16 protein-coding genes are annotated in these 25,475 nt (G+C 56.0%); 1 reads left to right on the top strand and 15 read right to left on the bottom strand.

Features of this window, described 5'->3' with window-relative positions; all coding sequences use genetic code 11:
* Window positions 1-6 precede the first annotated feature (6 nt).
* From AC0YOB_RS04925 to AC0YOB_RS04915, 3 genes are read right to left on the bottom strand one after another with little or no spacing between them, the layout of a single operon-like run.
* On the bottom strand, window positions 7-897 hold the full coding sequence (locus tag AC0YOB_RS04925; protein WP_475791812.1) for a sugar phosphate isomerase/epimerase family protein: 891 nt from the start codon (window positions 895-897) through the stop codon (window positions 7-9).
* Entirely contained in the window at window positions 894-1,808 is a 915-nt protein-coding gene (locus AC0YOB_RS04920) for a Gfo/Idh/MocA family protein (protein ID WP_475791811.1), read from the bottom strand. Before AC0YOB_RS04920 ends, AC0YOB_RS04925 begins: the two co-directional genes overlap by 4 nt.
* Window positions 1,809-1,819: 11 nt before the next feature.
* Entirely contained in the window at window positions 1,820-2,845 is a 1,026-nt protein-coding gene (locus AC0YOB_RS04915) for a Gfo/Idh/MocA family protein (RefSeq protein ID WP_475791810.1), read from the bottom strand.
* A 331-nt stretch (window positions 2,846-3,176) separates the two neighbouring features.
* On the opposite strand from AC0YOB_RS04915, the gene AC0YOB_RS04910 reads away from it, so the two are divergent.
* The gene (locus AC0YOB_RS04910) at window positions 3,177-5,438 is read left to right on the top strand and encodes a helix-turn-helix domain-containing protein (protein WP_475791809.1); all 2,262 of its coding nucleotides are present in this window, start codon (window positions 3,177-3,179) and stop codon (window positions 5,436-5,438) included.
* 34 nt (window positions 5,439-5,472) lie between these two features.
* Here the strand turns inward: AC0YOB_RS04910 and AC0YOB_RS04905 are convergent, their stop codons facing one another.
* From AC0YOB_RS04905 to AC0YOB_RS04850, 12 genes are all read right to left on the bottom strand, one after another.
* On the bottom strand, window positions 5,473-6,543 hold the full coding sequence (locus AC0YOB_RS04905; RefSeq protein ID WP_475791808.1) for a Gfo/Idh/MocA family protein: 1,071 nt from the start codon (window positions 6,541-6,543) through the stop codon (window positions 5,473-5,475).
* A 31-nt stretch (window positions 6,544-6,574) separates the two neighbouring features.
* Entirely contained in the window at window positions 6,575-9,283 is a 2,709-nt protein-coding gene (locus AC0YOB_RS04900) for a beta-N-acetylhexosaminidase family protein (protein WP_475791807.1), read from the bottom strand.
* 118 nt (window positions 9,284-9,401) lie between these two features.
* A complete protein-coding gene (locus AC0YOB_RS04895) occupies window positions 9,402-11,066 on the bottom strand; it encodes a hypothetical protein (protein WP_475791806.1) in 1,665 nt (554 codons plus the stop codon).
* Between the two features lie 17 nt (window positions 11,067-11,083).
* Complete coding sequence (locus AC0YOB_RS04890; protein ID WP_475791805.1) at window positions 11,084-13,321, bottom strand: glycosyl hydrolase family 95 catalytic domain-containing protein; 2,238 nt, start codon at window positions 13,319-13,321, stop codon at window positions 11,084-11,086.
* 52 nt (window positions 13,322-13,373) lie between these two features.
* Window positions 13,374-14,690: an alpha-L-fucosidase gene (locus AC0YOB_RS04885; protein WP_475791804.1), complete on the bottom strand. Its 1,317-nt coding sequence runs from the start codon at window positions 14,688-14,690 to the stop codon at window positions 13,374-13,376.
* Window positions 14,691-14,858: 168 nt separating this feature from the next.
* Complete coding sequence (locus AC0YOB_RS04880; RefSeq protein WP_475791803.1) at window positions 14,859-15,638, bottom strand: SDR family NAD(P)-dependent oxidoreductase; 780 nt, start codon at window positions 15,636-15,638, stop codon at window positions 14,859-14,861.
* 95 nt (window positions 15,639-15,733) lie between these two features.
* Window positions 15,734-17,305 carry an extracellular solute-binding protein gene (locus tag AC0YOB_RS04875; RefSeq protein ID WP_475791802.1) on the bottom strand — a complete coding sequence of 524 codons (1,572 nt, stop codon included), beginning with the start codon at window positions 17,303-17,305 and terminating at the stop codon, window positions 15,734-15,736.
* Between the two features lie 191 nt (window positions 17,306-17,496).
* Window positions 17,497-18,396 (bottom strand): carbohydrate ABC transporter permease, encoded by a 900-nt coding sequence (locus tag AC0YOB_RS04870; RefSeq protein ID WP_475791801.1) that lies wholly within the window; start codon window positions 18,394-18,396, stop codon window positions 17,497-17,499.
* Between the two features lie 24 nt (window positions 18,397-18,420).
* Window positions 18,421-19,407: an ABC transporter permease gene (locus AC0YOB_RS04865; protein WP_475791800.1), complete on the bottom strand. Its 987-nt coding sequence runs from the start codon at window positions 19,405-19,407 to the stop codon at window positions 18,421-18,423.
* Window positions 19,408-19,683: 276 nt separating this feature from the next.
* A complete protein-coding gene (locus tag AC0YOB_RS04860) occupies window positions 19,684-21,918 on the bottom strand; it encodes a helix-turn-helix domain-containing protein (protein WP_475791799.1) in 2,235 nt (744 codons plus the stop codon).
* 305 nt (window positions 21,919-22,223) lie between these two features.
* Window positions 22,224-23,228 (bottom strand): glycoside hydrolase family protein, encoded by a 1,005-nt coding sequence (locus AC0YOB_RS04855; protein WP_475791798.1) that lies wholly within the window; start codon window positions 23,226-23,228, stop codon window positions 22,224-22,226.
* A 34-nt stretch (window positions 23,229-23,262) separates the two neighbouring features.
* Window positions 23,263-25,422: a hypothetical protein gene (locus AC0YOB_RS04850; protein WP_475791797.1), complete on the bottom strand. Its 2,160-nt coding sequence runs from the start codon at window positions 25,420-25,422 to the stop codon at window positions 23,263-23,265.
* Window positions 25,423-25,475 lie beyond the last annotated feature (53 nt).

The raw sequence follows: 25,475 nt of genomic DNA, 5'->3' as shown, positions 1-25,475 counted from the left end.
CGCTTGTCACCTTCCGGCTCGTTGTTCCATGCCGAGTTCGCCAAGCAGAGCAAGCAGGCTCTCAACACACTGCGCGGAGGCTTCCCTGCCGCCGTCCGAGAACGAATTGCCCATGGGGCGCTTCAGCTGTTCCTCGGTCAGCTTCGAGTGCAGGCGGTAGTGGGTCTCGACCATGACGCAGCCTTCATACCGGTCCTCGGCCAGCCTCCGGAACAATGCCCTGTAATCGACTTGCCCTGTCCCGATAGCTACCGCCTCCACGCCATTTGCTGTCTTCACCGCATCCTTGAGATGTATATGGCCAATTTTCCCCGCCAAATGATCATAACCGTCCGGGTAAGGGAGCTCGCCGTCCGGGTCCCACATGTCGTTGCCCGGATCATAGAGCGCCTTCACGGCAGGGGAGGCAACGGCGTCGACGAGCAGGCCGACCTTGCGCGCATTACAGGCGTGCACACCGGGATCGAACTCCAGCACGAATGTAATGCCCGCTTGTTCGAAGCTGGGCGCAATCCGCTTGATCTGTTCGGCGACCCTCGGCAGCGCCTCCTCGAATGGAGCGCTCGTCCAGAAGCTGAAGCCTCTCACCAGCTTCACCTCCAGTTGACTGGCAATGGCGATATACCGCTGCGCCAAGGCGATATGCCGCTCTACCTCGGCCGCGTCGTCCAATTCACATTTGAAAATCGGAGCCGACAGCGCGCAGACCGCAAGGCCGCTGTTATCCGCCAGAGCCTTGACAGCCCTGATCGCCTCATCATCCAGCTCGTGAACAGGCTTGTCGCTTACTGAGCGGAGCTCTATCGCTTCCAGTCCGTACTGTTTGGCGAAGGCTATCGCTTCGCCTGCGTCCTGGGACACCTCATCTGTCAATATGCCCAGACGAAACCGCCTCATAATGCCACCGTCAACCCGCTTGCGCGGCTTTCATTGGCGGCTTCGAGAAAACGGATGATTTCCAGCGTCTCCAGGACGCCGACGTCGGGGCTGCCTCCCTTGAACATCTCCATCACATGTTCAAGCAGACTGGCGTAATAGGGCTTGCTTGAAGCGTTGTAGTCGACGAAGGTTGTGCCCTTCTCGCGATGCACCAGCCCGCCGAACGTCTTGTTCCCTTTGCGGTTGCCGCGAATCGTCCCGACTCTGCCGTCCGCCCACACTCCGACCACCTGGTCGTGATCGTCGTTCGTCGTTACCGTCACCCGGGCGCATCCCGTTCCAAGCGTGCGGTACAGCATCTCTGCGGTATGAATGCCGTACCAGAAAAATCCCGGCTGAGTAGGCTGGATTTCCATCGGACCATAATAATCGGCGCCAATGATGCTTCCCTCCCCTTCAGCCAGAAGCGCCTGGCTGAGTGCTTCGGCATACCGCAGCGCCGAGCAGCTCATCAGGGGAAATCCGTATTCGGCGGCGAGTTCAGCCATCCTGCGGGCATCCTCCGAGCTCACGGCAAACGGTTTGTCGACGAAGACCGGCCGCCTTAAGGGGGCGATCCGCCGCAGCTGCTCCAGATGAACGCGGCCGTCCACGGACAGCAGCAGCACCGCGTCGCTCTGCTCGGCAGCCTGCTCGGGGGATTCCACAATATTGACGCCGTAAGCGTCAACAAGCTCTTTCTTAAAGCCCGGCAGCCGTGACCAGCTCATCTCAAAATCAGGCGAGCCTCCCGGGAAAGCAGCCGTCACACGTCCTCCAGGGACATGGTGCTGCTGGCCTGGATCGTTCAGAAGTCTGGCAAAAGCCGTTACATGCGACGTATCGAGGCCAATCATACCGATATTCAACAGCTTCTCCAAACGGCTCACTCCTTGTCTTTTTAGTTAAGTTTGATCTCTCTTCCTGTTCTTGCCGATTCGTAAATGGACAGAATGAGGTCAACCGATTTCCTGGCTTCCTCTCCGTTCACGAGCGGCTCGCGGTTATATTTCACCGCGCTTAGAATATCGTCGACAAAGATATAATGTCCGTCAGACGACATATCCTCCGGCTTCGTGCGTCCCATGGTTGCCAGTGATTCTACATGCGGAGCCTGCTCCGTATCCATCATTTTCCACTGCAGGATGCCGCTGTCGCCCACGATGATCGTCCCTTTCTCGCCGTGCAGCTCGAAGCGCGTTTCCTGATTCGGGTACACCGACGTTGTGCCCTGAATGACGCCGAACGCACCGTTGTTGTACTTCAATACGGCTACTGCCGTGTCCTCAACCTCGATATCACGCACGAGCGGTGCGGCATAGGCAAATACGGAAGCCGCGCCTCCCATCAAATACTGGATCACATCGATGCCGTGCACCCCTTGATTCATGAGCGCGCCTCCGCCGTCCCACTGCCATGTCCCACGCCAGCCTGCGCTTTTGTAGTATTCCGGACTCCGGTAATATTTGAGATAGGCATCGCCAAGCACCAGCTTGCCGAGCTTGCCCTCGACAATCGCCTGACGCGCCGCAGCTACCGATGGCATAATCCGGCGTTGAAAGACGCAGCCCAGCTTCACGTTATAGCGGCGGGCGGCGTCAATCATCTGCGACATCTTCTCCTTCGTAATGTCAAGCGGCTTCTCGCACAGGATATGCTTCCCCGCCTGCGCTGCTGCGATCGCAATCTCCGCATGCATGCCGCTTGGTACGCACACTGACACGATGTCGATATCGTCGCGCTTCAGCAGCTCTTCATAATCGGCATATACGTTCGGAATGCCGTATTCCCCGGCCATTTGCCGGGCTTTATCCGGTACGACGTCGGATATAGCCGCAAGCTCCGCTTCCGGATGGTGAGCAATCGCTCTGGCGTGAAAGGGAGAGATAACCCCTGCGCCTACTACAGCAAATCGAATTTTGGACATTGTGCTATCGTCACCTCATCTTTCAGACTAAAATCTCATTTTCCGTTACTGCCAATTGCGGGCGTCACTCCGCTGCGGCAGCGCTGACCGAAGCCCAGGAATGCTGCGTTACCTCCCCTTTCGCATGACCTTCATAACGCTGCGGACTGCAGCGTGCATGTACCTCGATTGTACGCACCAGGGAGCCTGGCGCCTATCGTCTCTATTTCGGAATATTCTCTCTATTGCGGAAAATCCGCAAAATAGTGAAGTTTTCGTAAAAGAGAGGATCCGCAAATTTTTCTTCCTATGGTATACTTTGTACTAAATTAAGTTGAAGGGTGGGTTTTGCGTGGAGCTGATAAAACCTTTCCTGAAATTAAAAGCGAATTCGTTATTTATCAGGCTGTTCACAAGCTTCTTAATCGTGATCGTCATGCTGGTGTCCTTCAACTTCTTCTCGATGACCTTCTCCAAGAACAAGATCCACGACGAAATTATCAACTACAATATGCTGAACCTGACGACGACAACTGACAGCTATGAGAAAGAATTCGAGCTGATCCGCAACCAGCTGCTCACCTTCTTCTTTAATGAGAACGTGCAGCAGATTTATTTTGATCAGCAGTCCGTTAATTACGACACGGCAGCCAAAACGGTGCAGGACATTCGCCAAATGACCCTGAATCCCCTCCTGTACGTAAACAACGTTATTCTCTATTACAAGAAAACCTCGCTGGTGCTGGACAAGAGCTCGGTATCGAAAGACAGCACGTTTTTCAGCAAATTTTACGCCAGCTTCGACTACCCGTCCGAATTTTGGAGCAGGCAGTTTGATAAAGACACACGCTTCGAGGTATACCCGCCCGCTTCCTTCTATGAAATCCCCTTCCAGGGCGAATACAACCCGCTTGGACAGCAAATCCCGGTCGTGGTGAAAGCAAGCCTGTATCAGGATTTCTATATGGCCGCCTTTCTGGATGTACAGAAAATGTTCCAGGCTTTTCACTTGTCCATCAACGACAACTTCTTCATCCTCGACGGCAGGGGCAGAAAGCTGTTCTCCTCCTCGTCAGCCTCCGATATCGGGTCCTTGCCGGCATTCGATAACACCAAGACCTACCTCAAGAAGGGGAATTACTATTTCTTCTATAAGAAAGGCTCCTTATCGGGGCTTACGTATGTAAACGTCGTTCCCGATGCCTATGTGGCGTCCCAGGTACGGCTCAACGTATCCCTTGTAACCCTGCTCATTTTCACAATCGGCATCAGTATCGTCACCTCGCTATTGTTCAGCATCAGCTTCAACAATCCAATCCAGCGCATAATCCAGTCGATTAAACAGCTTAACGCGCTCGTTCCGATACGCAGCCGGATCAGTGAATTCAATACGATCAGCAGTCAGATCAATAATATTCACAAAGACTTGAACCATAAAAATTCGCAGCTGAAGAGCTTCGCCTATATCAGCAGCCTGAAAAGAATCCACAATAACATCGAGATGGACTTTACGGACCAGCCGTTTGTATTCGTTGTTTTCGAATTAACGTATAAGGGGCGCAGCGGCGACTGGAGGCGGACGGAGCAAAATTGGGCGTATTATGTGAAGGAGTTTGTCGATTACAACTTCAAGCTGCATTTCCGGGAGCCGCTCACCTTCCAAATCGAAACCAATCAGGTGCTGTCGTTTGTTTTTATGGATGAAACGGACAAGCCGGCGCTGCAAGGCCTGCTTGAGAAGTTGAAGCAGGTGTTTGAAATCGACAAGGAGGAGGGCTTCATTACGATCGCGGTCAGCTCGCTGTATGCCCATGCGGCGCCAATGACCGAGGCGTACGAGGAAGCGCTCAGTCTGATCAGGCAGCGCAGCCTCAACGGAGATACCCAAATCATTACAAGCGGGCAAGCGGCGGAGCCTGCGCCCATGCTGCTGTCGCCGCAGCAGGAGCAGGAGTTTTACTTGAATTTACAAGCCGGCAACGAGAGCGAAACGCTTCAGATCGTACAGCGTCTGCTGCTGCAGCTGAATAAACGGTCGGCTTCGTCCGCCCAGTTTTACCACTTTGCAGAAGAAATTATCCAGAAAACGGTGAAGACGCTCACCAGCATGCACGTTGCCTTCCATCATCTGACGACGCCGGTCCCGCTGCAGGAACGGCTGAGCTGCTGCTACAGCTATGAACAGCTCTCTTCCTTTCTCGATGAATTTCTGAGAGCGGCGACAGATCTGGTTAACAAGAAGAAGGGGGAACGTGATCCGATCACGGCTTTCGTGGTGGAATATTTGGAGCAGCATTATGACGGAGATATTACGCTGGACCTGATCGCCGACAAGCTCGGCATCACGAGCGGTTACTTATCGACCTACTTCAAGGATAAAACGGGGGTTAACTTCATTGACTTCCTGAACGACCTGCGGATACGCAAAGCCAAAGAAATGCTTCTTTATTCCAATTGCAAAATCCAGGAAGTCGCCCGCAAGGCGGGCTACCAGAATATGAACTCATTCAACCGGATGTTCAAAAAATTTTCCGGCATTACGCCCGGAGAATTCCGCAAATCCCCGTCGTATGGACAGGGAATCAGAGATTCAATCGTCAAAAAAGAGGCGTAATCGCTCACGCCTCTTTTACTGAAAATAGTTTTCGCTATGCAAGAGCATAGTCCTTCAAGATGTCTTTCACCTTCACAGGGGCGCCAAGCTCCATGCTTCGTTCCATGGCCGCCATAATTGCCAGCGTATGACAGCCTTCTTGCAGATCAGGCTTCGGCACCTCGCCCTTATCCAGACACTCCGCAAAATATTCAATGTAATTCTGATACTCGCCCGCATGATGGCTCTCCCGCTCGAACCGGAAATAGTACGGATGCTTGTCTTCGAACGAATGCGTAACAGCCGGCTCCGGCGGAAAATGAGTATGGTACAGCAGCTTGGAATAGACCGCGCGGCTTGTTCCCTTCGTTCCCCGCAGCGTGCAGCTGATTCCCGGATCGACGTTGCGGAGCGCCGGCTTCGTATAGGAGCCGCTCACCTGGGCGATGCGTCCCGCTGTGTCCTTCAGGAGGAATCGCATCGTGTCGGGTACGGTCAAGCCGAACTCCCTGTTTGTCGTGCTGGAATGCCCATAGCCGAATACCTCCTCAATATCCGGCAAATACCAGACAGCCAGATCCACCGCGTGAATCATAAAGTTGTACATCCAGCTGAAGCCCTGTTGCCGGCTCCAGCCTTTCTTCAGAAACCATCGGGAGTCCGAGATATAATACGTCTCGACCGTATCGATTTCGCCGTGACGGCCGGCCAGAAAGTCGCTGCGCTGATGCAGCATCGGCTCGAAGAAGCGGCTGCTTTGCCCGACAAACAGATGTTTTCCGGACGCCTCCGCACTCTTGAGCAGCTCCCGGGCCTCATCCAGCGAAGTCAGCATCGGCTTGGTCACGATGACGTGCTTGCCTGCATCCAGTGCCTGCTTGATATGACTGCCATGCAGCTGGTCGGGCGTGTATATCGCGATGACATCAATATCCGGATCATTCAGCAATTCCGCGTAGTCAAGGGTGTAACGGTCCAGCCCGAATTCTCCGGCGCGGGTTTTGCAGGCTTCTTCATTAATATCGCACATGTTGACAAGCTCCCAACGGTCGCTTTGGATCGCCGCTGACAGAATGCTGCGCCCTTCCCCAAGTCCTATGACGCCCAAACGGTATTTTTTTAGCATCGTGTCCATTCACCTCCATTGCGTAATAGGTTCAGCCGTACAACCAATCCAGGGAACGGGTGCTCTCGCTTAGCGGGGATACGTCCCGCTCATTTACAGGCTGGTCGGCCGGGATGATGCCGAGAATCGTATAAGCGCCTTTGCCGAGATTAAGCGTATGCCGCCCGGCTTCATACAGGAATGCATGAACGTTGACGCTCGGGTAGAAGCCCGGCTTCACGCCCTTGCGCAGCAGCGGCGCGAGGCCTCCGCGGTCGTCGGCATGCGTATTCTCGTCAAGCGTCGGAACCTGCAGCCATTGCTGCTCTGCCGAGTTGAAGTACCCCACAAGCACGCGGGCCGGCACGTTTATTTCAAACTCGACGGCAATGCCCTTCTTTGCCGACTCTTCGCGGCTGAACCGGATTCCGGTCAGTCCGCCCAGCTCCTCTGCGCAGCTTTGCGCAAACACATCCCCGTCGGTAAACAGGCAGCTGTTTTTTTGGACTGTATACGTTTCGGCATGCGGAGACAGCAGCGTGAAGGCTGCCTGCCGGTACGGCTCGATTGTTTCCTCGCTTGTCACCTTCATCGGAAGCTTCCCGGCCTTCAAGTCATTCACGCGGGCGGTAAAATGGTTGAATTCGTTCTCATATACGGGGAGACAATCCGTCCAGTGCTTATACTTCTGCCCGTTCGGAACCGGAATTTTGCGGTGCGGCGTCTGCATGCTGTTTGCATACAGATAGGTTTTCCCGGTCAAGTCCGTCAGCTTCCGGTACCACTCCAGGCTCTCCTTCAAATAGACCGCAGCCTCTTCCAATATGTCCACCCGCTCCGTGTAACTGCCGTTGACCGTATTCTTGAACAGCAGCACCTTGACGGCGGCCCGCACCTTGGTTCCGTATGAGGAGACCATGTATCGGATCGCCTCAATATCATTCGCGATTCGTTCGAACTCCTCCGCGTTGCGGCTGACGTGAGGACGTGCCCGTACAATCGCCTTCCAGGCGATATCGGCAAACATCTCGGCCACCTCCACCACATCAAGCGGCGTCTCCCCGATATGCGGCTCTCCCTTGACCTCCCTCTCGGCGTATAGCTCCAGTCTCTCGCCCTGCGGCGCATGGTCCTCCCACAGCGCCTTGTAGGGCGAGTACCGGTCCGGATTGGTCAGCTGGCTCATTGTCATGCCGAGCGACAGCGTCTGCCGGTTGCCCTCCGTAATGCCGAACCGGCGCAGCAGCCGGGGCGCACATTCGCCAAACGCATCATAGGCTTCCAGCAGAGCGGCTCCCGCTTCCCGTGAACCAAACCTGTCGGCCAGCTCATCTGTCCAGTAATACTGTTCGGTTTCCGCATCGCGGTCCGGATTCCAGGCATATCGAGCCCAGGCGGCGTACCAGATCCAATCGCGGTCCGCCTGCTTGAGTCTTGGCGTTACCTTATCCGCGCTGTACGGCCAGTCCCAATAGAACAGCGGGTAAACATGCAGGCCGTTCGCCTGCTGCCGGTGCTTCGCCGCCTGCATGCTCTTCTGAATGAAGGACGGCGCACCATAGCGGAACGGCTCCAGATTCGCCAGAATGTGAATGTTGACGATATGGACCGACTGCATGGAGCTGAGATTATTATGCGTCTCCACCCACCCGCCTCTCGGCGTCCAGGTCGTCAAGGATTCCCCGTTGTATTTCGCTTCGGTATACAGATTCGAGTACAGCGGCAGCGCCTCCTCGATAATCGGCTCGGCTTTGACCGCATGCGCCCTGAGAATAATCGGAGGATTCTCCTTCACGCTCACATCCTTGAGCCCCTCCTTCATTCCGGCAATAATCGTATCCCTGAACCATTCGGAGCCGTATACGCCCCCATGAAGCGCTTCGCCCAGACAAAGCATGATGCCGACGTTCGGGAACGACCGGACGAATTCGGCGATGGATTTGCGCGTATAATCCGCGGTAATCGGGAGCGGTTTCGGCTGATGCAGATCGAGCCCGTGCTTCTCGGCAAAGGGGAGGGGAATATGAATATTATAGAAATTCAATACGACCCAAATACCGCGTTTGTCCGCCTCGGCCGTCAGCCAATGGAACATCGAAACATTGAGCCGGTACTCCTCCTCCGTAACCTCCAGCGCCTCCGGATAGTCCTTAAGCTTCACCAGCGAAGCGAACGGGTGTCCCGACCAGATATAGACGACGTTGCTCCGCTGCCCGCAAAGCATATCCAGATAGTCCAGCCACATGTCCTTATCATAAAACCACGGGAAGCGCTCCGGCGTAATCGGGTACTCATAGGTTCGGCGCGGCGGCTCGATCAGCGTCTTCTGCAGGCCCAGCACCGGCCCGCGAAGCTTGAATTTCGGCGTTTCGCCCTGCGCGAGAAGCTCCGGAATTCGCCCGGCCCTGCGGATTTGCCGCGCCAGCTCCTGTGCGCCGTACAAAGCCCCGGTATCTCCTCCTCCCGCCACGACAACAATATTCCCCGGGAGCGTCGCCAGGTAGAAGCCTTCCTTGCCCGGCGCTTCCGAATGATAAATGAGAACCTCCTGTTCCTCCAGCGCGCGGATGAACGCCGACTCTTCCCGGCTGCCGACATAAATCTTGATTCCCTGCTGCTCCCGGTATGAATAGGCCGTCCATGGCGCGTCCGCCCGCTCTGCCCGATAGCCGCAATCCTGCAGACCTTCCATCAACAGCTTCAAGCCGTGAATCAGTCGCGGCGAAGCATTGTCCTGTACGTTCAGATATACCTTCTGCATGCCTAACCTCCAGCGTTATAATTGAACTTCCGTACCGGCCAGGATCCAACATTTGGGCCGGTTTATTCGATTCCCCGCATCGGCTGCGTCTAGTTACGTCTTGATCTCAACAAAATCACTATTTGGCGGTATGCACTTCGGCGTGCAGCGTCCGCCCGGTCTCATCCGCTTTGCAGAAACGGATTTCGGTATCGCCAAACCGCTGGCGCCAGCAGTCTGCTGTCCCCAGATAGGGGGCGGCAAGCTCGCGCACGTCATCGCTCAGAAAATCCCTGGCGGCAAGCCATACGCCGCCGTTCGCGAAGCGCCGGCTTTCCTTCATGGAAGCGGGGAAAAGCCACTCGGCGGCGATGACGACGGCACCCTCCTCCGATCGGCGTCTGATTGCCGCAAGCGTACCGGCCGAGAGCCGGGAACCTGCCGCGATAATCAGCTTCGGGCTGCCAAGCTGCTCATCCCGGACATGCTCGTCGAAGACAAGGACATTGTTCACGGGATGGAACAGCGGATGCATGGAAGTCTGCGGCAGCTCCGCGCAGCCGCCGGGGAGCGGATAGTTCGCGGGCGGTATCCGCATCTTCAGCTCATGACGCGGAAACGAATAACCGGGGATATGCATGCAGCTGCCGTGCGGCGGGATCGTCCCGTGGCTGAGCAGATGCCATACCGCGAACAGGCTTGCCGACGTCTGCGGCGCGGCAAGCTCCCGGTTGCCGTACAAGCGGTCGTTCTGGCCGTAGTTGCTGTCCTCCGAGACAATGACGGCAATATCCGCATCGGCTTGGCTGTGCCGCCAGGCAAGCGGATGATTGGGTACATAATCCTTGACGAACCGCTCCCATACCTCGCCGAATTCCGTCAGGGCAAACCGGTTGTCCATGCGGTGCAGCAGCACGTCGACGTTCTCCGTGAAGAGATGCGTCGGGGCCATCAGGTATCCCATCCGCAGAGCCGATTCGAACTCCTCCGGCGAATGGCCGGGAAAGCCCGATATGCGGGTAAACCAATGACCGATGTCAGGCCCCCACAAATCGGCGCAGATCCACATCGGACAGCCGTATTGCTTCGCGGCCCCCAGTGCGGTTCCCAGCTGGAGCGGCTGAAACGATTCCTTCATGATTTTCGGACATACGGCCATGCCGGCCCGCGCCTTCGCATGAAACAGGACCGGAAACACATGCTCCGATACAAGCGGTGCCGCTCTGGCATCCAGACCCTGCTCCGCCAGCAGCTGCCGGACATGCTCTGTCCGGCGGCTGACCTCTTTCACCACATGGGTATACGACTCTTCAAGTCCCATCCCGTCGGTCGCTCCCCAATGCGGGAACCAGCCGTCCTTCCGGTACTGCCTTGCATTGATTTGCAGATGCTCAGGCTCATCGTAGAGGAGCCCGATCAGCCGTCCGCTCCGGGCCGCTTCCAATATGGCTTCATCCGGCACATCCCAGCGGTTCGTCCCTTCCGTCCATGGACCGTTGATATTGCCGTATTCGTTGCCGAGGCAGACGTCCATACCGAGCCGGACCATGTCGCGGAGCATATCCGTATGGCCCTCCAGCCCCGGCAGCATATGGTGCACATAGAAATCCGCGCCCAAACTCCGGAGAGCCCTGACAAACTCTTCCCCAGTCGGCGCCGGATCCTGTGACAGATAAATCCTTCCCGTTCCGGTGCGCATAATCCGGTCGGAAGCCTCCCCTGCCCACGGATCCTGCCACGCCACGACCGGACCCTGGATGCCAAGCTTTGGCTGCCGCTCCGGCTGAGACGGTAATTGCACCATAATTGTCCTCCTTCCTATTATTGGGCTGCTCCCTCGAATATCACGGTTTCGCCGGCACGAAGCGCAAGCACGATCCGCTTCTCCTCGGTCCCGGCCATAACGCCGTCCCGATGCCAATTCGCCCTGCCCTCGAACGGATTGACCAGCCGCAGCGTTTCGTCCCGTTCACTGAACACCGTGACGGAACGGACCCTGCCGCCTTCCTTCAAGCCCGACAGCAGGAACGCGCCTTCCGCGCGGATGCCGGAGAACGAAGCGTCCCCGAAGCGCTGGGCGAGCCCGCTGAACACGCGTACCTCCCCACGAACGCACTGCACATACATTTCGAGAACGGCAGCCGCTGCGGCGATCGATGCCTCGACCTGCATGGTATCGCCGCCGGTAAATTGGCAAAATCCGTTATAATTCGCATTGTGCCGCGTCGCGTACCCCGGCATCATGTAAACGTCCCTCAGCAAACGCAGCGACATAAGCGCCATATCGGAGCTGCCCAGACGGTTGTGCAGAATGGAAGCCCAGGGCATCGACCAGCCTGCCCAACGGCCCATCCCCCGATCGACCCACGACTTGTAGGAATTCGATATAAGCTCCCGCTGCTCCGGATCCGACGGATCCATCGTATCGAACGGGAATATCCCGGCAAGATGCGAATGATGGCGGTGGGATTCAGCCAGAGGCTGCCCTTCCCACAGATACAGCTCGAGGCCCGGCCTGCCCCCGAACTCCTGATACAGCCGCGGTCCTGCCGTGTATGGGGGCAGCTTCGTCCGAATGTCGGCGACGAACGCCGCATAATCCGCGTCCAGCCGGTATTTGTCCTCAAGCTCCAATAGCTTCTCGCACAGGAACCGCACATTTACGAGGAAGAAGGTGGAATTGCGTCCTAGCCCATTGGGCGATGATCCGCCGTATTCCGGGGAAACCGACACCGGTAGCGAATAAACCCCGTCTTCCTTGTCCATCATTGCATGAAACACATTGAGTGTTTTCCTCATGAACGGATACACCTCGCTGACGAGGTATTCCTCGTCGCCCGCATATCTGGCGTACTGCCACATCATCTGCGCGACCCACGAGGTGTTCGCCTGATCGATCGTGCCCGTCCACATCCCGCCGACCGGCCGCCCGCGGTCATCGACGGAATGCCCGAGCATATAGCCGTCGTCAATGCCGGCGAACTGCCTGGCATTCAACCCCAGCACGGGCTTCCAGCCGTCGATCATCCTGAAGAGCGGCTTCAGGCTGTCCAGCAAATTGGAGCCGTATGCCGGCCACAAGCATTCCTGGACATTGATATTAAAATGGTAATCGCAGCTCCAGGGAGGATTGCGGTACTCCTCGGCCCATGGACCCTGAAGCGTCGGGGCCAGCTTCCCGGGCATCGAGCATCCGAGCATCCGGTATATTCCCAAATAGTACATGTTCTCAATCTCGCGGTCCGGCAGCACGATGTCAGCCGCCTGATCCCACAAGGCGCGCCAATGCCGCTTCGTTTCGTATAAAGCTTCTTCATAGCCAGCCCGCTTGACGGCATCCAGATGAGACTGGGCCGCCTGGACGGCCTGTTCCGCTGTTTCTCCGTATTCGGCGGAAATTGCCAGCAGGTTTCCTGACAGCCCCGGCAATACCGCGCACGCCGGATCCTCCGGCAGCTCCTGTACCCATCCGTTCCCGTCCGGCAAATGCAGCACATTCGGAGCCGGAATGCCAAAATCGTCGAAATAGGCCTTGACCTTCGCGAATGAATAGGATGGCATCGCCTCAACGCACTCAACCATGCCCGCGTCAGCCGTCAGCAGCAGTACCGGCCGGTCGATTGGTATGCTGATGCGGATGGTTTCCGCCTTCCCGTCCAGGAGGCAGCGAATGACTGCCTCTCCTTCATCCAGAACGAGCGAGGCGGATTCAATCTTCACTCCCGGCCGCAATTTAATGTCGTACCGGCCCATCGCGAGCCTTGTCGGCCGTTTTTCTTTGCCGTTCATCTCCATCGTCGGATAGAGCCGGCGGGCACCCTCGAAGTCGCCGCTTTGCAGCAGCGTTTTCAAGCGGTCGTACGTACAATCATCAGCCCGGACGGTTCCTCCGCGGTGATCCCAGTAGTCGGCCCTGTTGACGGTGAGCCTGACGGTTTGCTCCTGAAACCAGACCAGGGCGCCGAACACGCCATTGGACAGCGGCATCCCTTCATGGCAGTGGCCAGTTGCGAGCGGCCATTGTATTTCATAAGCCGGTTTGATCGGTATGGCCTTCATACCGCTCCACTCCCTTCCAATCCTTTCTCTATAAGACAGACGGCAGATAAGCTCAAAACAACCCGGGCTTTAGAAACAGCTCGATCACCGGCACCGCAACATCAGGCTTCTTGACGGGAATACTCAGCGAGACGGTCCCGGCATCCCGGCCTTCGCTGAATGCTCCCGCTGTCATCGTGCTCTGTCTTGCGCCCTGCTTCATACGGATTTCCGAAGCGTCGTTAAGCAGCTGCGCATATTCGATTTTTCCCGCCAGGCCCTTCAGATGGATCGTCTTGAACGGCCAGCTTAATACGTGCAGGTAAAGCCGATTGGTCACGGGATTATATGTAAACCGGCAATCGTCTGGAGGTTCAATGCCTTCCGGCGCGGCCGTGCAGCCATAGATCGACCGGCTGTGACGTCTCATCCAGGCGCCTATTCCCTTCAACCGGTCCAGTGCCCGCTCGTCTATTTCGCCCCGTCCCGTGGGACCGATATTAAGCAGCAGATTGCCGCCCTTGCTCACGCTTTCGATCAGCATTTTGACCAGCATATCGACACTCTTCCACGACTCCTCGTCGCGGTAATATCCCCACGAGCCGCTGAACGTATGGCAAGCTTCCCAGACGACGGGACGGCCGTCCACCTTCACCCACTCCTTCGGCATGTACTGCTCAGGCGTGGTGATGTCGCCCTGCACTTCCAGCCGGTCGTTCAGCAGAATGTTCGGCTGCAGCCCGCGGACCATCTGCACGAACTTCTCGCTCTGCCACTCGTTCTTGCCCTTGCCGGGGAAGCCTTCCTCGGCGGCAATGGAGAAATCGAGAAACAGCAGATCGATTTGGCCGTAGTTGGTAAGCAGCTCCCGCGTCTGCCCGAACATATAATCCACATAGCGCTGAAATTGGCGCTCACGGTCCAGCGCGACATATTCGCTGTTATAGCGCAGCGGATGCTTGACATCGACGGTGTAATCCGGATGATGCCAGTCGAGCAAGGAGTAGTACAAGCCCGTCTTCATATTCCGGGCGCGAAAAGCGTCCACCATCGGCCTCAGCAGATCGCGCCCCGCCGGAGTGCGAGTCGCTTTGTACTCCGTCAGCTCCGAGTCCCAGAGGCAGAAGCCCTCGTGATGCTTGGTCGTCACGACGAAATAATTCATTCCCGCATCTGCCGCCGCCTGCGCCCATAGCTCGGGATCGTACAGGTCGGGGTCGAATCGCCGGAAATACTTGTCGTACTGCTCCGTGCTCATGAATTCACGCGACTTGAGCCATTCATGACGGGCGCCAAGCGTATACAAGCCCCAATGGATAAACAGGCCGAACCTGTCATGCGTGAACCAGTCGGAACGTCCGGCCGTTTCAATATTCGTACTCGCAGTCATCTTCTAATATCCTCCTTCATTGCCGCTTGTTCTGTCCTGCAGCTTCGCTTTCTTCTGATTTTCCCCAATTGATACTGCCAATACGCCGGATCCGCTTGGCCCTGCTGCCCCGTTGATGTCCGTTCCAAGCCCGGGCTTCGAGCTATTGGCACAAGCAGGATGCAGAACTTATTCCGCCTTCTGCAGCGCGGACCGGCCGCCGTCGACGACAAGCGTCGTCCCGGTAATGAACGCGGCCTCGTCCGACGCCAGGAATACGGCTGCCGCCGCTACGTCCTCCGGCTGTCCGAAGCGGCCGATGGGACACGTCGCAAGCATCGCCTTCGTCTTCTCCTCGCGGTTCGCAAACTGCCGCATATGCGCTTCCGAGAGCGGCGTCTCAATAAAGCCCGGGCATATGCTGTTTGCCCGGATGCCCTGACTGCCAAAATCGACGCATATTCCGTGGGCCATCGCAATCATGCCGGATTTCGAGGAATGGTACGGAAAATGATTCGCCTGCGTGCGGTAGGCATGCGTGGAGGAGATGTTCAAGATGCTCCCGCCGCCGCACTCAATCATGAACGGAATGGCGTATTTGCTGCAGTACCAGCTCCCCTTCAGATTGATATCCATAATCCTGTCCCAATCCTCATCCTCAGCCGAGACGACCGACTTCCCTCCGGATACTCCGGCGTTGTTGACGAGAATATGCAGAGCGCCGTAATGATCGTACGCCGCCTGCATCAACGAAGCCGCTTCGTTCTTCCGCCGCAGATCCGCCTTGAAGAACAGCGCGCTGCCGCCGGCTGCAGCTATTTCGCCGGCAACGTCCCGACCGGCATCGGCAATGTCGTTTACTACGACATTAGCCCCTTCCGCGGCAAAGCGGAGGGCGATCGCCACGCCGATACCGGAACCCGAACCGGTCACGACGGCCGTCTTGCGTTCCAGTCTCCCGCCGGACATAGTCTTCCACCTCTTTCTCCAGCCTTTATTTCGTCCCAAGGAGCAGGGCATCCCCCCGAATGGAGCGAATGCCCTGCTTCATCGATCGCTTCTGTTTATTTCATCGCTTTCTCATAGATGGCCATCGCCTTGTCAAGACCGACCTTGTTCAGATCGGCGAGATAATCCTTCCAGACATCATCATTGTTGATGTCCGCAACACCCATGATCGCCTTCGTCGCGAACTGGTCCGCTTCGCTCCAAACGCCGGTCATGACCGAATTCACCGTATTCGTCTCGTCCTCGGTCAGATTGGCGCTTTGCGCATACAGCGTCTCCATCGCTTTAAAGGCCGGTGCCGCCTCCTGGTCAAGCTGGAAGGCGGGGTCGCCCTTCTGCGCATCGTCGTTCTTCGTCAGGTAATAGTCAAATCCGTACTGCTCGAGCACCTTCTTGCGGTCCAGACCCTCCTTGTAGACGGGAATTCCGTCCTTCATCTCGTAAGTCAGGCCCTCTACGCCCATCTGATTGAAGAGCGTGCCTTCCGGCGTCGCGGACCAGTCGAGGTATTCGAGCAGACGGTTCAGCTTATCCGGCTGATCGGCCAGCTTGCTGCTGAAGATCGAGCCAAACAGCGCGAAGTCCGGTCCCTTGAACATGACGGGCGTCCTGCCGCTTGCCGGATCCTCGACGAAGTAAGACGAATATTCCCAGTCGGCGGCCGCATTGTCTTTCTCCAGGCTGATGATTTGGCTCACCCATTGGAAATCGATGACGTCCTTGCCGTTTTGCCGGTTCTGATTGAACTGGTCTTCGGTTGCTGTGGCGAAATCCTTCTGGATCAGGCCCGCCTTGTACAGCTTCGCCAGATAAGCGAGCAGCGCCCGCTGCTTGTCGGTTGCCGGGGCAAACACGAGCTGACCGTTAAAATCGGGATCATGCCAGAATCCGGTCCAGCCATTCGAGCCTCCGAAATCCGGCGGAATGCGGAACGTATTGCCGAACGCCATTTCCAGATTTTTGACGCCTCCGCGCACCCCGATTCCAATGAAGCCGGGATTTTGCTCCTTGATTTTCAGCAGCGCTTCGTACAGCTCATCCGTCGTTTTCGGGAAGGCCGTGATGCCTGCCTTGTCGAACACATCCTTGCGGTAAATCCAGGTCATCGGATCGAAGGTCGTCGTAATAAACGGCATCATATACACTTTTCCATTCACATTCGTGAATTCCTGGAGCATCTGCCACTGGTCGTCGGTGTACAGCTTGCGGTAGTTCGGCAGCTTGTCGATGTAGTCCCCGATCGGCAGCAGATAGCCGGCGGCAGCCCATTTTTTGACCGCATTCCATTGATTCATGTTCGGGATAAAATCGGGATAATCGCCTGATACGAACATGACATTGTACTTATCCATGCCGGCCGAAAGCGGGATCGCCTGATAATCCCATTTCATATTGAATTTCTGCCCGGTCTGTTTCGTATATTCGTTTGGAACCGAGTTTGGCGCGTATTTGGTTTGGCTGACGACCGTAAGATTGACCGTTTGGTCTGCGCTGTCCGCATTCGAGGCGGCGTTTGCAGGGCTGGTGGTTTCTCCCGTACCGCCGTTATTCGTATTCGAGCTGCATGCGGATACTGCGATCATTGCCGACAGGGCCAGCACTGTGGTGACCCATTTCCTTTTCCTCATTGTTCTTCGCCTCTCTTTGATTGGAATGAATGCCCGACTTCCCTTTGAATGGTCCTTCCCCGCCGCCGCACCGGAGTGCTGCACAATCCTGACACGGAATCGGCGGCTCCCGCTATAAGCGACGATCCCCCCTTTCTCCCCAAGCGTCCGGAATAAGCCGCGAAGACTTGCTCCGAATTTACACGGGCGGCCTAGCCCTTGAGCGAGCCGATCATGATCCCCTTGACGAAATATTTCTGGATGAAGGGATAGATGATCAGCATGGGAATAATGGAGATGACAAGCGTCGCATACTGCACGCTTTGCGGGGTAATCGCCGACTGAACATCCTGTGCCAGCGTCACGTTCCCCTGAGCGGCCAGCTGCTCGGCCAGCGAGTTCTCCAGCACGATGTCCCGCAATATAAGCTGGAGGGGGTATTTTTGGAAATCATTCAAAAACATCATCGCCGAGAAAAACGAGTTCCAGTGAGAGACGGCATAGAAAAGCGAAATGGTGGCTACCGGAGCGGCAGATAGCGGCAGCACGATGCGAATCAGCGCGCCGAAGTCGCTGCAGCCGTCGATCCTGGCCGCCTCCTCCAGCTCCACCGGGAACGACCGGAAGAAGGAAATCATGATGATCAGCCACCAAGGGCTCATCAGATAGGGAATAATGAGCGCCGAATAGGAGCCCACCATGCCGAGCGCCTTCACGACCAGGAACAAGGGGATGATTCCCCCGCCGAAAAACATCGGAATAACGACATAGGTCATGAAGAAGCCGCGAAGCACCAAATATTTTTTGGATAAGGAATAAGCGGTAATCGTCGTCAGAATCACGTTCAGGATCGTTCCGGCAACAGTGATGCCCACCGAATTGACGAATGACCTCGGAATGTGGACGTCTTCGAATAAAATGGTATGGTACGCGCTTAAATTGAATCCCTTCGGAAGCAGCGTGACTTCCCCGCCGGCCACGCTTTGCGGATCGCTCAGCGACACCGCCACGATATTCAATACGGGAAACAGCGTTGCGATAACGACAATAACCATCACGATATGGATAACAATATCAAGCACCCTGGAGCCCAGCGTCGTGTCTCTGACCAATGTCCTCACTCCTCTCCCGCATGCTTACCATAGACTTTCCTCCGTCACCTTCCGGGCCAAGAAATTGGCGCTGACCAGAAAAATGACATTGATGACGGAATTGAACAAATCAACGGCTGCGCCGAGGCTGAAGTCCATGCTGACCAATCCTTGGCGGTAGACATAGGTCGAGAATACATCGGCGGTATCGTAGGTAAGCGGCGAATACATCAGCAGCACCTTCTCCGCGCCGACGCTGAGCACGCCCGACAAGCTGAGAATCAAGGTAATGACAATAACGGGCTTGATGGCCGGCAGCGTAATATGACGCATCTGCTGGAGGCGGGTCGCCCCGTCGAGAACGGCCGACTCGTACTGCTCGGCGTCCACCTTCGACAAGGCGGCCAGATAGATGACAGCCCCCATGCCGAGATCCTTCCATATATGCGAGCCGATGAACAAGCTGCGGAACCACCCCGGAACGCCGAAGAAGTAGATTGGCTCAAGCCCCAGCTTGATGAGCAGAAGATTGACGATACCGGATTCGGGAGCGAGCATCAGCTTCATCATCCCGACGACGGCGACAATCGAAAGGAAATACGGCAGGTAGCTGACAGTCTGGACAAAGCTCTTGTAATACCGGCTGCGGAGCTCGTTCAGCAGCAGGGCAAACAGGATGGGAACCGGAAAGCCGAAAACAATGGAATAGACGCCAAGCAGAAACGTGTTGCGCAATAGCTGCCAAAAATACGGTCCGTTGATAAAGGTTTTGAAATTGTCCAATCCAAGCGTCCCCGCCCAGGGCGAAGAGAGAATGCTGCTGACAAAATTTTGTCCCGCCTGCAGCTGAAATTGTTTGAATGCGATCAGGACGCCGTACATCGGCACATACGAAAAGAGAAAGAAATAGACCAGTCCTGGGACGAGCAGCAAAAGCAGCACTTTCTGCTGTTTCATCCGTTTCCACATATTTACTTCGCGCCTTGCCTTACGGATCGTTCCGGCAGCAAGGGTATTCTGACCTGTACCCATGAACCTCTGGTCACCAGCCCTTCCAGTAGATTGAGCGTGAATGAAAACGCTTTATTGGCCCTAACTCTACCGGAACAAGGCTGAAATCGTAAAGGAACAGTTCATTTCGGGCATACTTTTTTTGCATAAATCGGGCAAAAACCCCGTAATGGCGCGGTTTGTTAGAGTTGTGCCGCATGTATGCCCTCACCTGCCGGAATTAGTCCATTAATGGGGGGAACAATTCATTTGCGGCATCCATTTCATTGTTAGCGCTCTCTTTTTTCCAGTAAAGCCTCAGGATTTGAGCGATTCCCGGTACGTGGTCGGCTGCAGCCCAACCGCACGCTTGAAGGCGCGCCGAAACGTCTTGTCGCTGTTATATCCGACCTCTGATGCGATATCATTGATGCTCTTCTCCGTTCCGTGGAGCAGCTGGCATGCCCGGTCCATCCGCAGCTTCTCCAGATAGTCGGAGAAGCTCTCTCCGGCATGCTCCTTGAACAGCACCGATATGAAGCTCTCGGACAGCTTGAATTGCATGGCAAGCTCGGTCAGGCAGAAGCCGGAATCTGTAAAGCGGTTATGAACGGTTTCCAGCATGGCATCCGCCATCCTGCCCTGCTTTTGTTTCTTGTTTGCGGCGACATGACCGCAAACAATGCGCAACGCCTTCTGCAGCGGCGGCCAGGCAGCTTCGGCCTCAAGCTCCTGCAGCCAGGGCGCAAGCTTCGCGCTCAGCTCTCCGAAGCTGTCGGAGCCGAACTCCATCTGCTCCAGCAGCTTCTGCAGCGTACCATGGACTTCATGGGAGAACTGCTTGGCCGTCGCAGCGTCCAGACGGCGTCCGGTAAAATTCTCTTCGCCCAGATGCCGGAGCAAATGCTCCAGCCCGTCCACATCCCCGTTCTTCGCGGTATGAAGCAGCTTCAGCTCCAGGTCGATCGGATAGTAATAATAGCCGGAGCGCTGCGCGCGGTCCCCGTACCAGATCGCACGTCCCTGGTCGCCCATAACATGATAATCCGCGGCTTGTCTCGCTTCATGATGGGAGCGCCATATTTCGATTAATTTGTCCGTCCATCTGCCGACTCCAAGAATGAGCCGCATGCCGCTATTGCCCTGCAGCAGACGGGACTCCTTCAGCCATCTCTCCTTCAATCGCTCCCGCTCGGAATCCGCGACCGGAGCGGGGAGCGAAACGATCAGATCGGCATTGTCCGCATTCATGTTCAACCCGTAATGAAAGCCCTCCATCAGACGTTCGATGCGGCTTAAGATAAGCGCCTGGGCTTCATCCTGATCGATGAAGCTGCCGTGATCCATCGTTTCCTTGTGGACGGACACCGTCACGGCAAAATAAGCGTCTTCCGGAAGCAGGATCCTCCCTTCTGCCAGATCAGCCCTTGCCTGCTCCTCCTCCTTGTAATAGCCCTTGAGCAGACGCTCAAGCACGGACGCCCGGAGCAGCGGCAGCTGCCGCTCCATTCTGCTGCTGAGCTCCCTCAGCGAGGCGGTCAACTCCGAAAGCGGCTTGCTGTTTCGGTAGGCCATCCAAAGCGCCGCGAGGATGCCGATCCCCAGAATGACGGATGTGATGGCCAGGATCATCCGCTTGATATATTCCGCTTTGGCCAGCACGACGCTTGCGGGCATAGCCGCTACAAAGGTCCAGCCATTCTGGTCGGATTCCATATGGGAAACGAGCATTTTAGTATCGTTCAGGGTTTCGAAGGAGGAGCCGGATTTCTCCGGGTAATTCCCCGGCAGCTCCGCCATATCCACGCTCATTCCCGAGGAGAAGGCCGGAGCGATCATATGTCCCTGGTTGTCCCGGATGTAGGCGAAGCCCCCGTTCTTGGCGACCAGCCGGTGAAACAGGCGCGCAATATCATTCTGATTGATAAAGACGATAATCGAGCCCTGCGCCTTGCTTTGAAAGCCGGCCGGAAGCGGATCCACGTAGGCGATGAGCTTCTCCGACGCATCTCCTCCGAAGGAGACGTCGTTCAGATTAAAAAACTGCTTCTGGTCAATATGCCTGACCGCGTTGTCGATCCAGGACTGGAAGGGCTGCCCGTCGATCCGCATATAGTTGTCAGCCAAATCGAATGTCGTCCGTGTCGTCACGACCCACCTGCTGTTGTCCATCACGATGTAAATATCCCGAAACAATTTGTTGGCGATCACATACCGGTTCAGACTGGTCCGCAGGAGCGAGAAATTGTACATCTGCTCAGGAGTTGGCGGAATGCCTGCGGTCTGGGTCAGGTTAATGATTTCGTTATCTACCGAGAGCGCAGACACGAGATCGTCCGTCTCCAGCAGCAGCCGGTCCACGATATCCTGGCTCATTCTCAGCACCTCAAGATTCAGATCCGTAGCGTCTTCAACCAGGACCTCCTGCGTCCGGTAGTATTGATAGGCTCCAATCGCGATGGGAATAAACAGGATGAGCAAGTACGACAGCGCAAATTTAACGAACACCGATTGTTTCGCTTCTCTCTTCGGCAAACCGGGCCAACCTCGCATACGGAACGACTCCCCTTTTCGAAACCCCTTTTAAACCGCTTACATAAACCCGTTCTAAAATATCCGATTCGGGTTTAGCGGGCGATTTTGAAAATCCAGGGTTGTTTCCTTCATTATCCATGCTATCATTGGATGATTTTGAGAGTCAATTTGTTTTAAGCTTAAATCCCTCCTGTTTTTAGTTTTCTGTTAACTAAATTAAACTAAACTATTCTAAACGTTTTATTCAACTCAAACGCACTGTCCGCAGTACACCCGGCTTGCTGCCGTCCTAATTGGGATGCCGACATGATCAGTGCGGCCTGTTACTCCGGCAGCTTCCGGGAAGCCGCTACCGTTATCGTGCGGAACTCCGGAAAAATATTGCATGTCCGGTCGCCTTCCTCCGGCCGTCTGCTGGCCGTATAGTAGTGATAGAGTATGCCATTATCCGTAATGACCGACGGCTTATGCGCAAAAATGGAATCAAGCTCCCCTTTCTCCCCGACTGTAATAATCGGCTCCGGATATTTACTCCAGCTCAGCAGATCGTCTGATAAGGCAATTCCCTCCTGTGCCTGCTTATAGTCGTAGCCGAAGAAGAACATAACCCAGCGGCTGCCGTCCCGCAGCACGCATGGATCGCTGACAAAGCCGCTGTCCCAGCGGTCCGGCGTCACCCTGATGACGGGATTGTGCCCATGCCGCTTCCAGTGGACAAGGTCGGTCGAGGTGGCAAGACCGGTCTGCTCAACCCAGCGTCCGTGATTCCGGTCCTTGGCATTATAGAACAGGTAGAAGCTCCCATCATGCTCAAGCAGGCATTCCTTGTACAATCCGCCCCGCTCCCACGACTCGCCGTCCTCCGGGACCAGAATTGGATCCTTGACCCGGGTCCAGTCAAGCAGACTTTCATCCTCTGTCCAGGCGAGGCCGATTTTGGCCGAGCCTTCCTCGTAGCCGTCTCCGGGATAGGAATGATAGGCGAGCCAATATTTGCCGTTCCATTTCTTGAGCGTGCCCGGCCCATGCATATCGTTGTCGCGCATGATCCAGGTTCCGGCGATATTTTTCGAATTCCATTCCGAGCCTTCGTCCCGGCGCAAAATCGTGGACAGATGCTCCCAATTCAGAAGATCGTCGCTTATGGCGAGCGCCGTTTGGTAGCCCGCCCCGTCAAAGCCGACGTACATCATATAAAAGCTGCCATTATGGCGGAATACGAACGGGCAGTCGACCGCGTGATAATCGAAGGCGCCCTGCACGCCGGAGCCGACCAGCACCGGCCTCTTCCATTTATAGGGCGTCAGGCAGCTGGCGATATCCATCATTATTACTCCCTCCTATACATTTCTTGCGCTGCTGTCAAGTGAGTGCAGGCTCCGTCCCGTAACGCAGCCGCAGCGCATTGGACAGAACAAGCGCGATAATCCAGGAGGGATTCCACACATTGCTGTGGCCGCGCTGATGGTAATGAGTCTGGTAGAATCCTTCTCCCTGCTCCCCGACAACCGTAAAACCCCATTCCCCCGGCTTCGTGCAGATGCCCTGTCCCATCGCTTCCATTACGGTTTTGGCGATTTCTGAATATGCCTTGTTCCCCGTCATCCGGCCGAACCACCACAATTCAAAGGTGGGAAAGAACACATCCAGATGATGATTCTGAACACTGACACCCGGCCAGCCGACGGCGTTGAATTGGTTCTCGCGGAGCGGCGCTCCCGGGTCGTACTCTGGACTCCAGACATAAACGAACGTAAGCAGCCAATCGGCAGCCACCTCCGCCCACTGACCGTAACGGGCATCTCCGGTAAGATCGAACAATTCAAATGCCGCCAGAAAATAATACATTCCGGCTTCCTTGTCCTCGCACCTTGCGTCCAGTGTCGACCGTGCGAACGGCCGTTCGAATGTGCGGGCATGCAGATCATAATAGCGCTCCAATACAGCCCCGGCATGGTCCAGATACTTCCGCTCACCGGTCGCCCTGTATGCTTTGGCCGACGCAATGACGCACGGAACGCCTGCCCCCGTCACCATTGCGTCGCATGGACTGCCGTCCTTCAGCCAGCCTGTCGGATAGATCCCGGAGGGCAGCGCAGCGCGGCAGAAGAAGTCTGCGGCCTCGCGCAGCTCTGTGATCCATTGCGGGGGCACGTCCCTGCCATGCTCGCGGTACAGCAGGATGATATCGGCCAGATCCGAAATCGTCTCCCCATAGGCCCGGCTGGCAACGACAGATTCACCGTTCAAGGTGAAATTCCCCCATGTCCGGCTCTCCAGCTCATACGAGCAGCTTCTCAATCCCGGCTCCCCGGTCCCGCTCCCCTGCAAATAAAAAGCGACCGCCTGCCCGCACCTTGCAATGCGCTCCTCGTCCCCTTGAACAAAGCCGAGCATCGCGTCGCACCAGGCCAGCTTCAGACATTGTCCCGTCCATCCGTACAGAAAATGAAGAGGATGCCGGTTCACTTTGCCGAAATCATTGGAATCGTTGAATTTGATATAACCGGCGGCTCCTTCGGAGCTGCGCCAGCGGTCATCCAGCGCATTCGTCTTCAGCCGGATGATCTCGTCCAGCGTCAGCGGGCTCGCTCCCTGCGGCTCGAACAGCTGCCAGCCCTTCCGCACGGCCTCGCGGAATCCCCAGCCCGTCTGCGGAAGCCTGCCCCAATCCAGCATATAATGCTTGGTTAAGGCGTAATCCGCAGGGAAGTCAAGGTAACCGCCGGAATAGGGCTCCGTCTTGCTTTTGCCCACGTAATAGATGTCCTTCCCGCCATTAAACATCAGAACGCCGCTCATGGCAGCAATCGCTGTACAGCCGTCATCCCGCAGGACGCCAAGCGAGCCGTAAAATCCTTCGCCATCCTCCGTGTACGCAAGGGAAGGCGCGGAAAATAACGAAATATAGCTTGATTCCTCCTTCTCCGTCCATTCCACGTTGACGCAGGGTATCGGCAGCCGGTGCTCCTCGCATACGAATCCCTCTTCCGCACCCAGCTTCGGGACAATTCTCCGGGGATCGGATGACGGATTATTGTTATAGATCATATGGGGAATCGTTATATTCTCCTTCTCCCGCTCCGGCAGCCCGAATACGATGCCGACGGCCGTATCGGCCAGCAGCTTCCCGCTCCTGTTCGTCCAATTTACAATCAGATGCAGCACCTGATGCAGGCCGAACGATAATTCGACCGTCACGTCAAGATCCCTGATCCGGCCGTTTATCAGAATCGATGCAGGAGTCGATGAAACGCGGGGCTGATCCAGAAGGACGGGCTCGGCATCCCACGGCTTACCGTATGAACAGATCAGCATCCGGCTCAGCATTCCCGCAAAATAAGGGGTTGTGAGCCCCACTCCGCGCAGGATGAACCGGATGCCGTCCGGACTTTCTATAATTTCCGCAATTTTGCCGTTATCTTCGCTTGTTAAGGCATGAATGGTCATAAAATCTCCTTTGGGGGTGTAGAATTTCCGCTTGCCTGGCAGAGCCGGATTTTCTACTATTATACGGTGCATGCGAGCGGGCTCTATAGGTGATAACGGCTTATTCTATAGGCGAAATGCACTCC

Source organism: Paenibacillus sp. JT31N17 (genome assembly GCF_056269255.1).
This window is presented reverse-complemented; position numbering and strand designations above follow the sequence as displayed.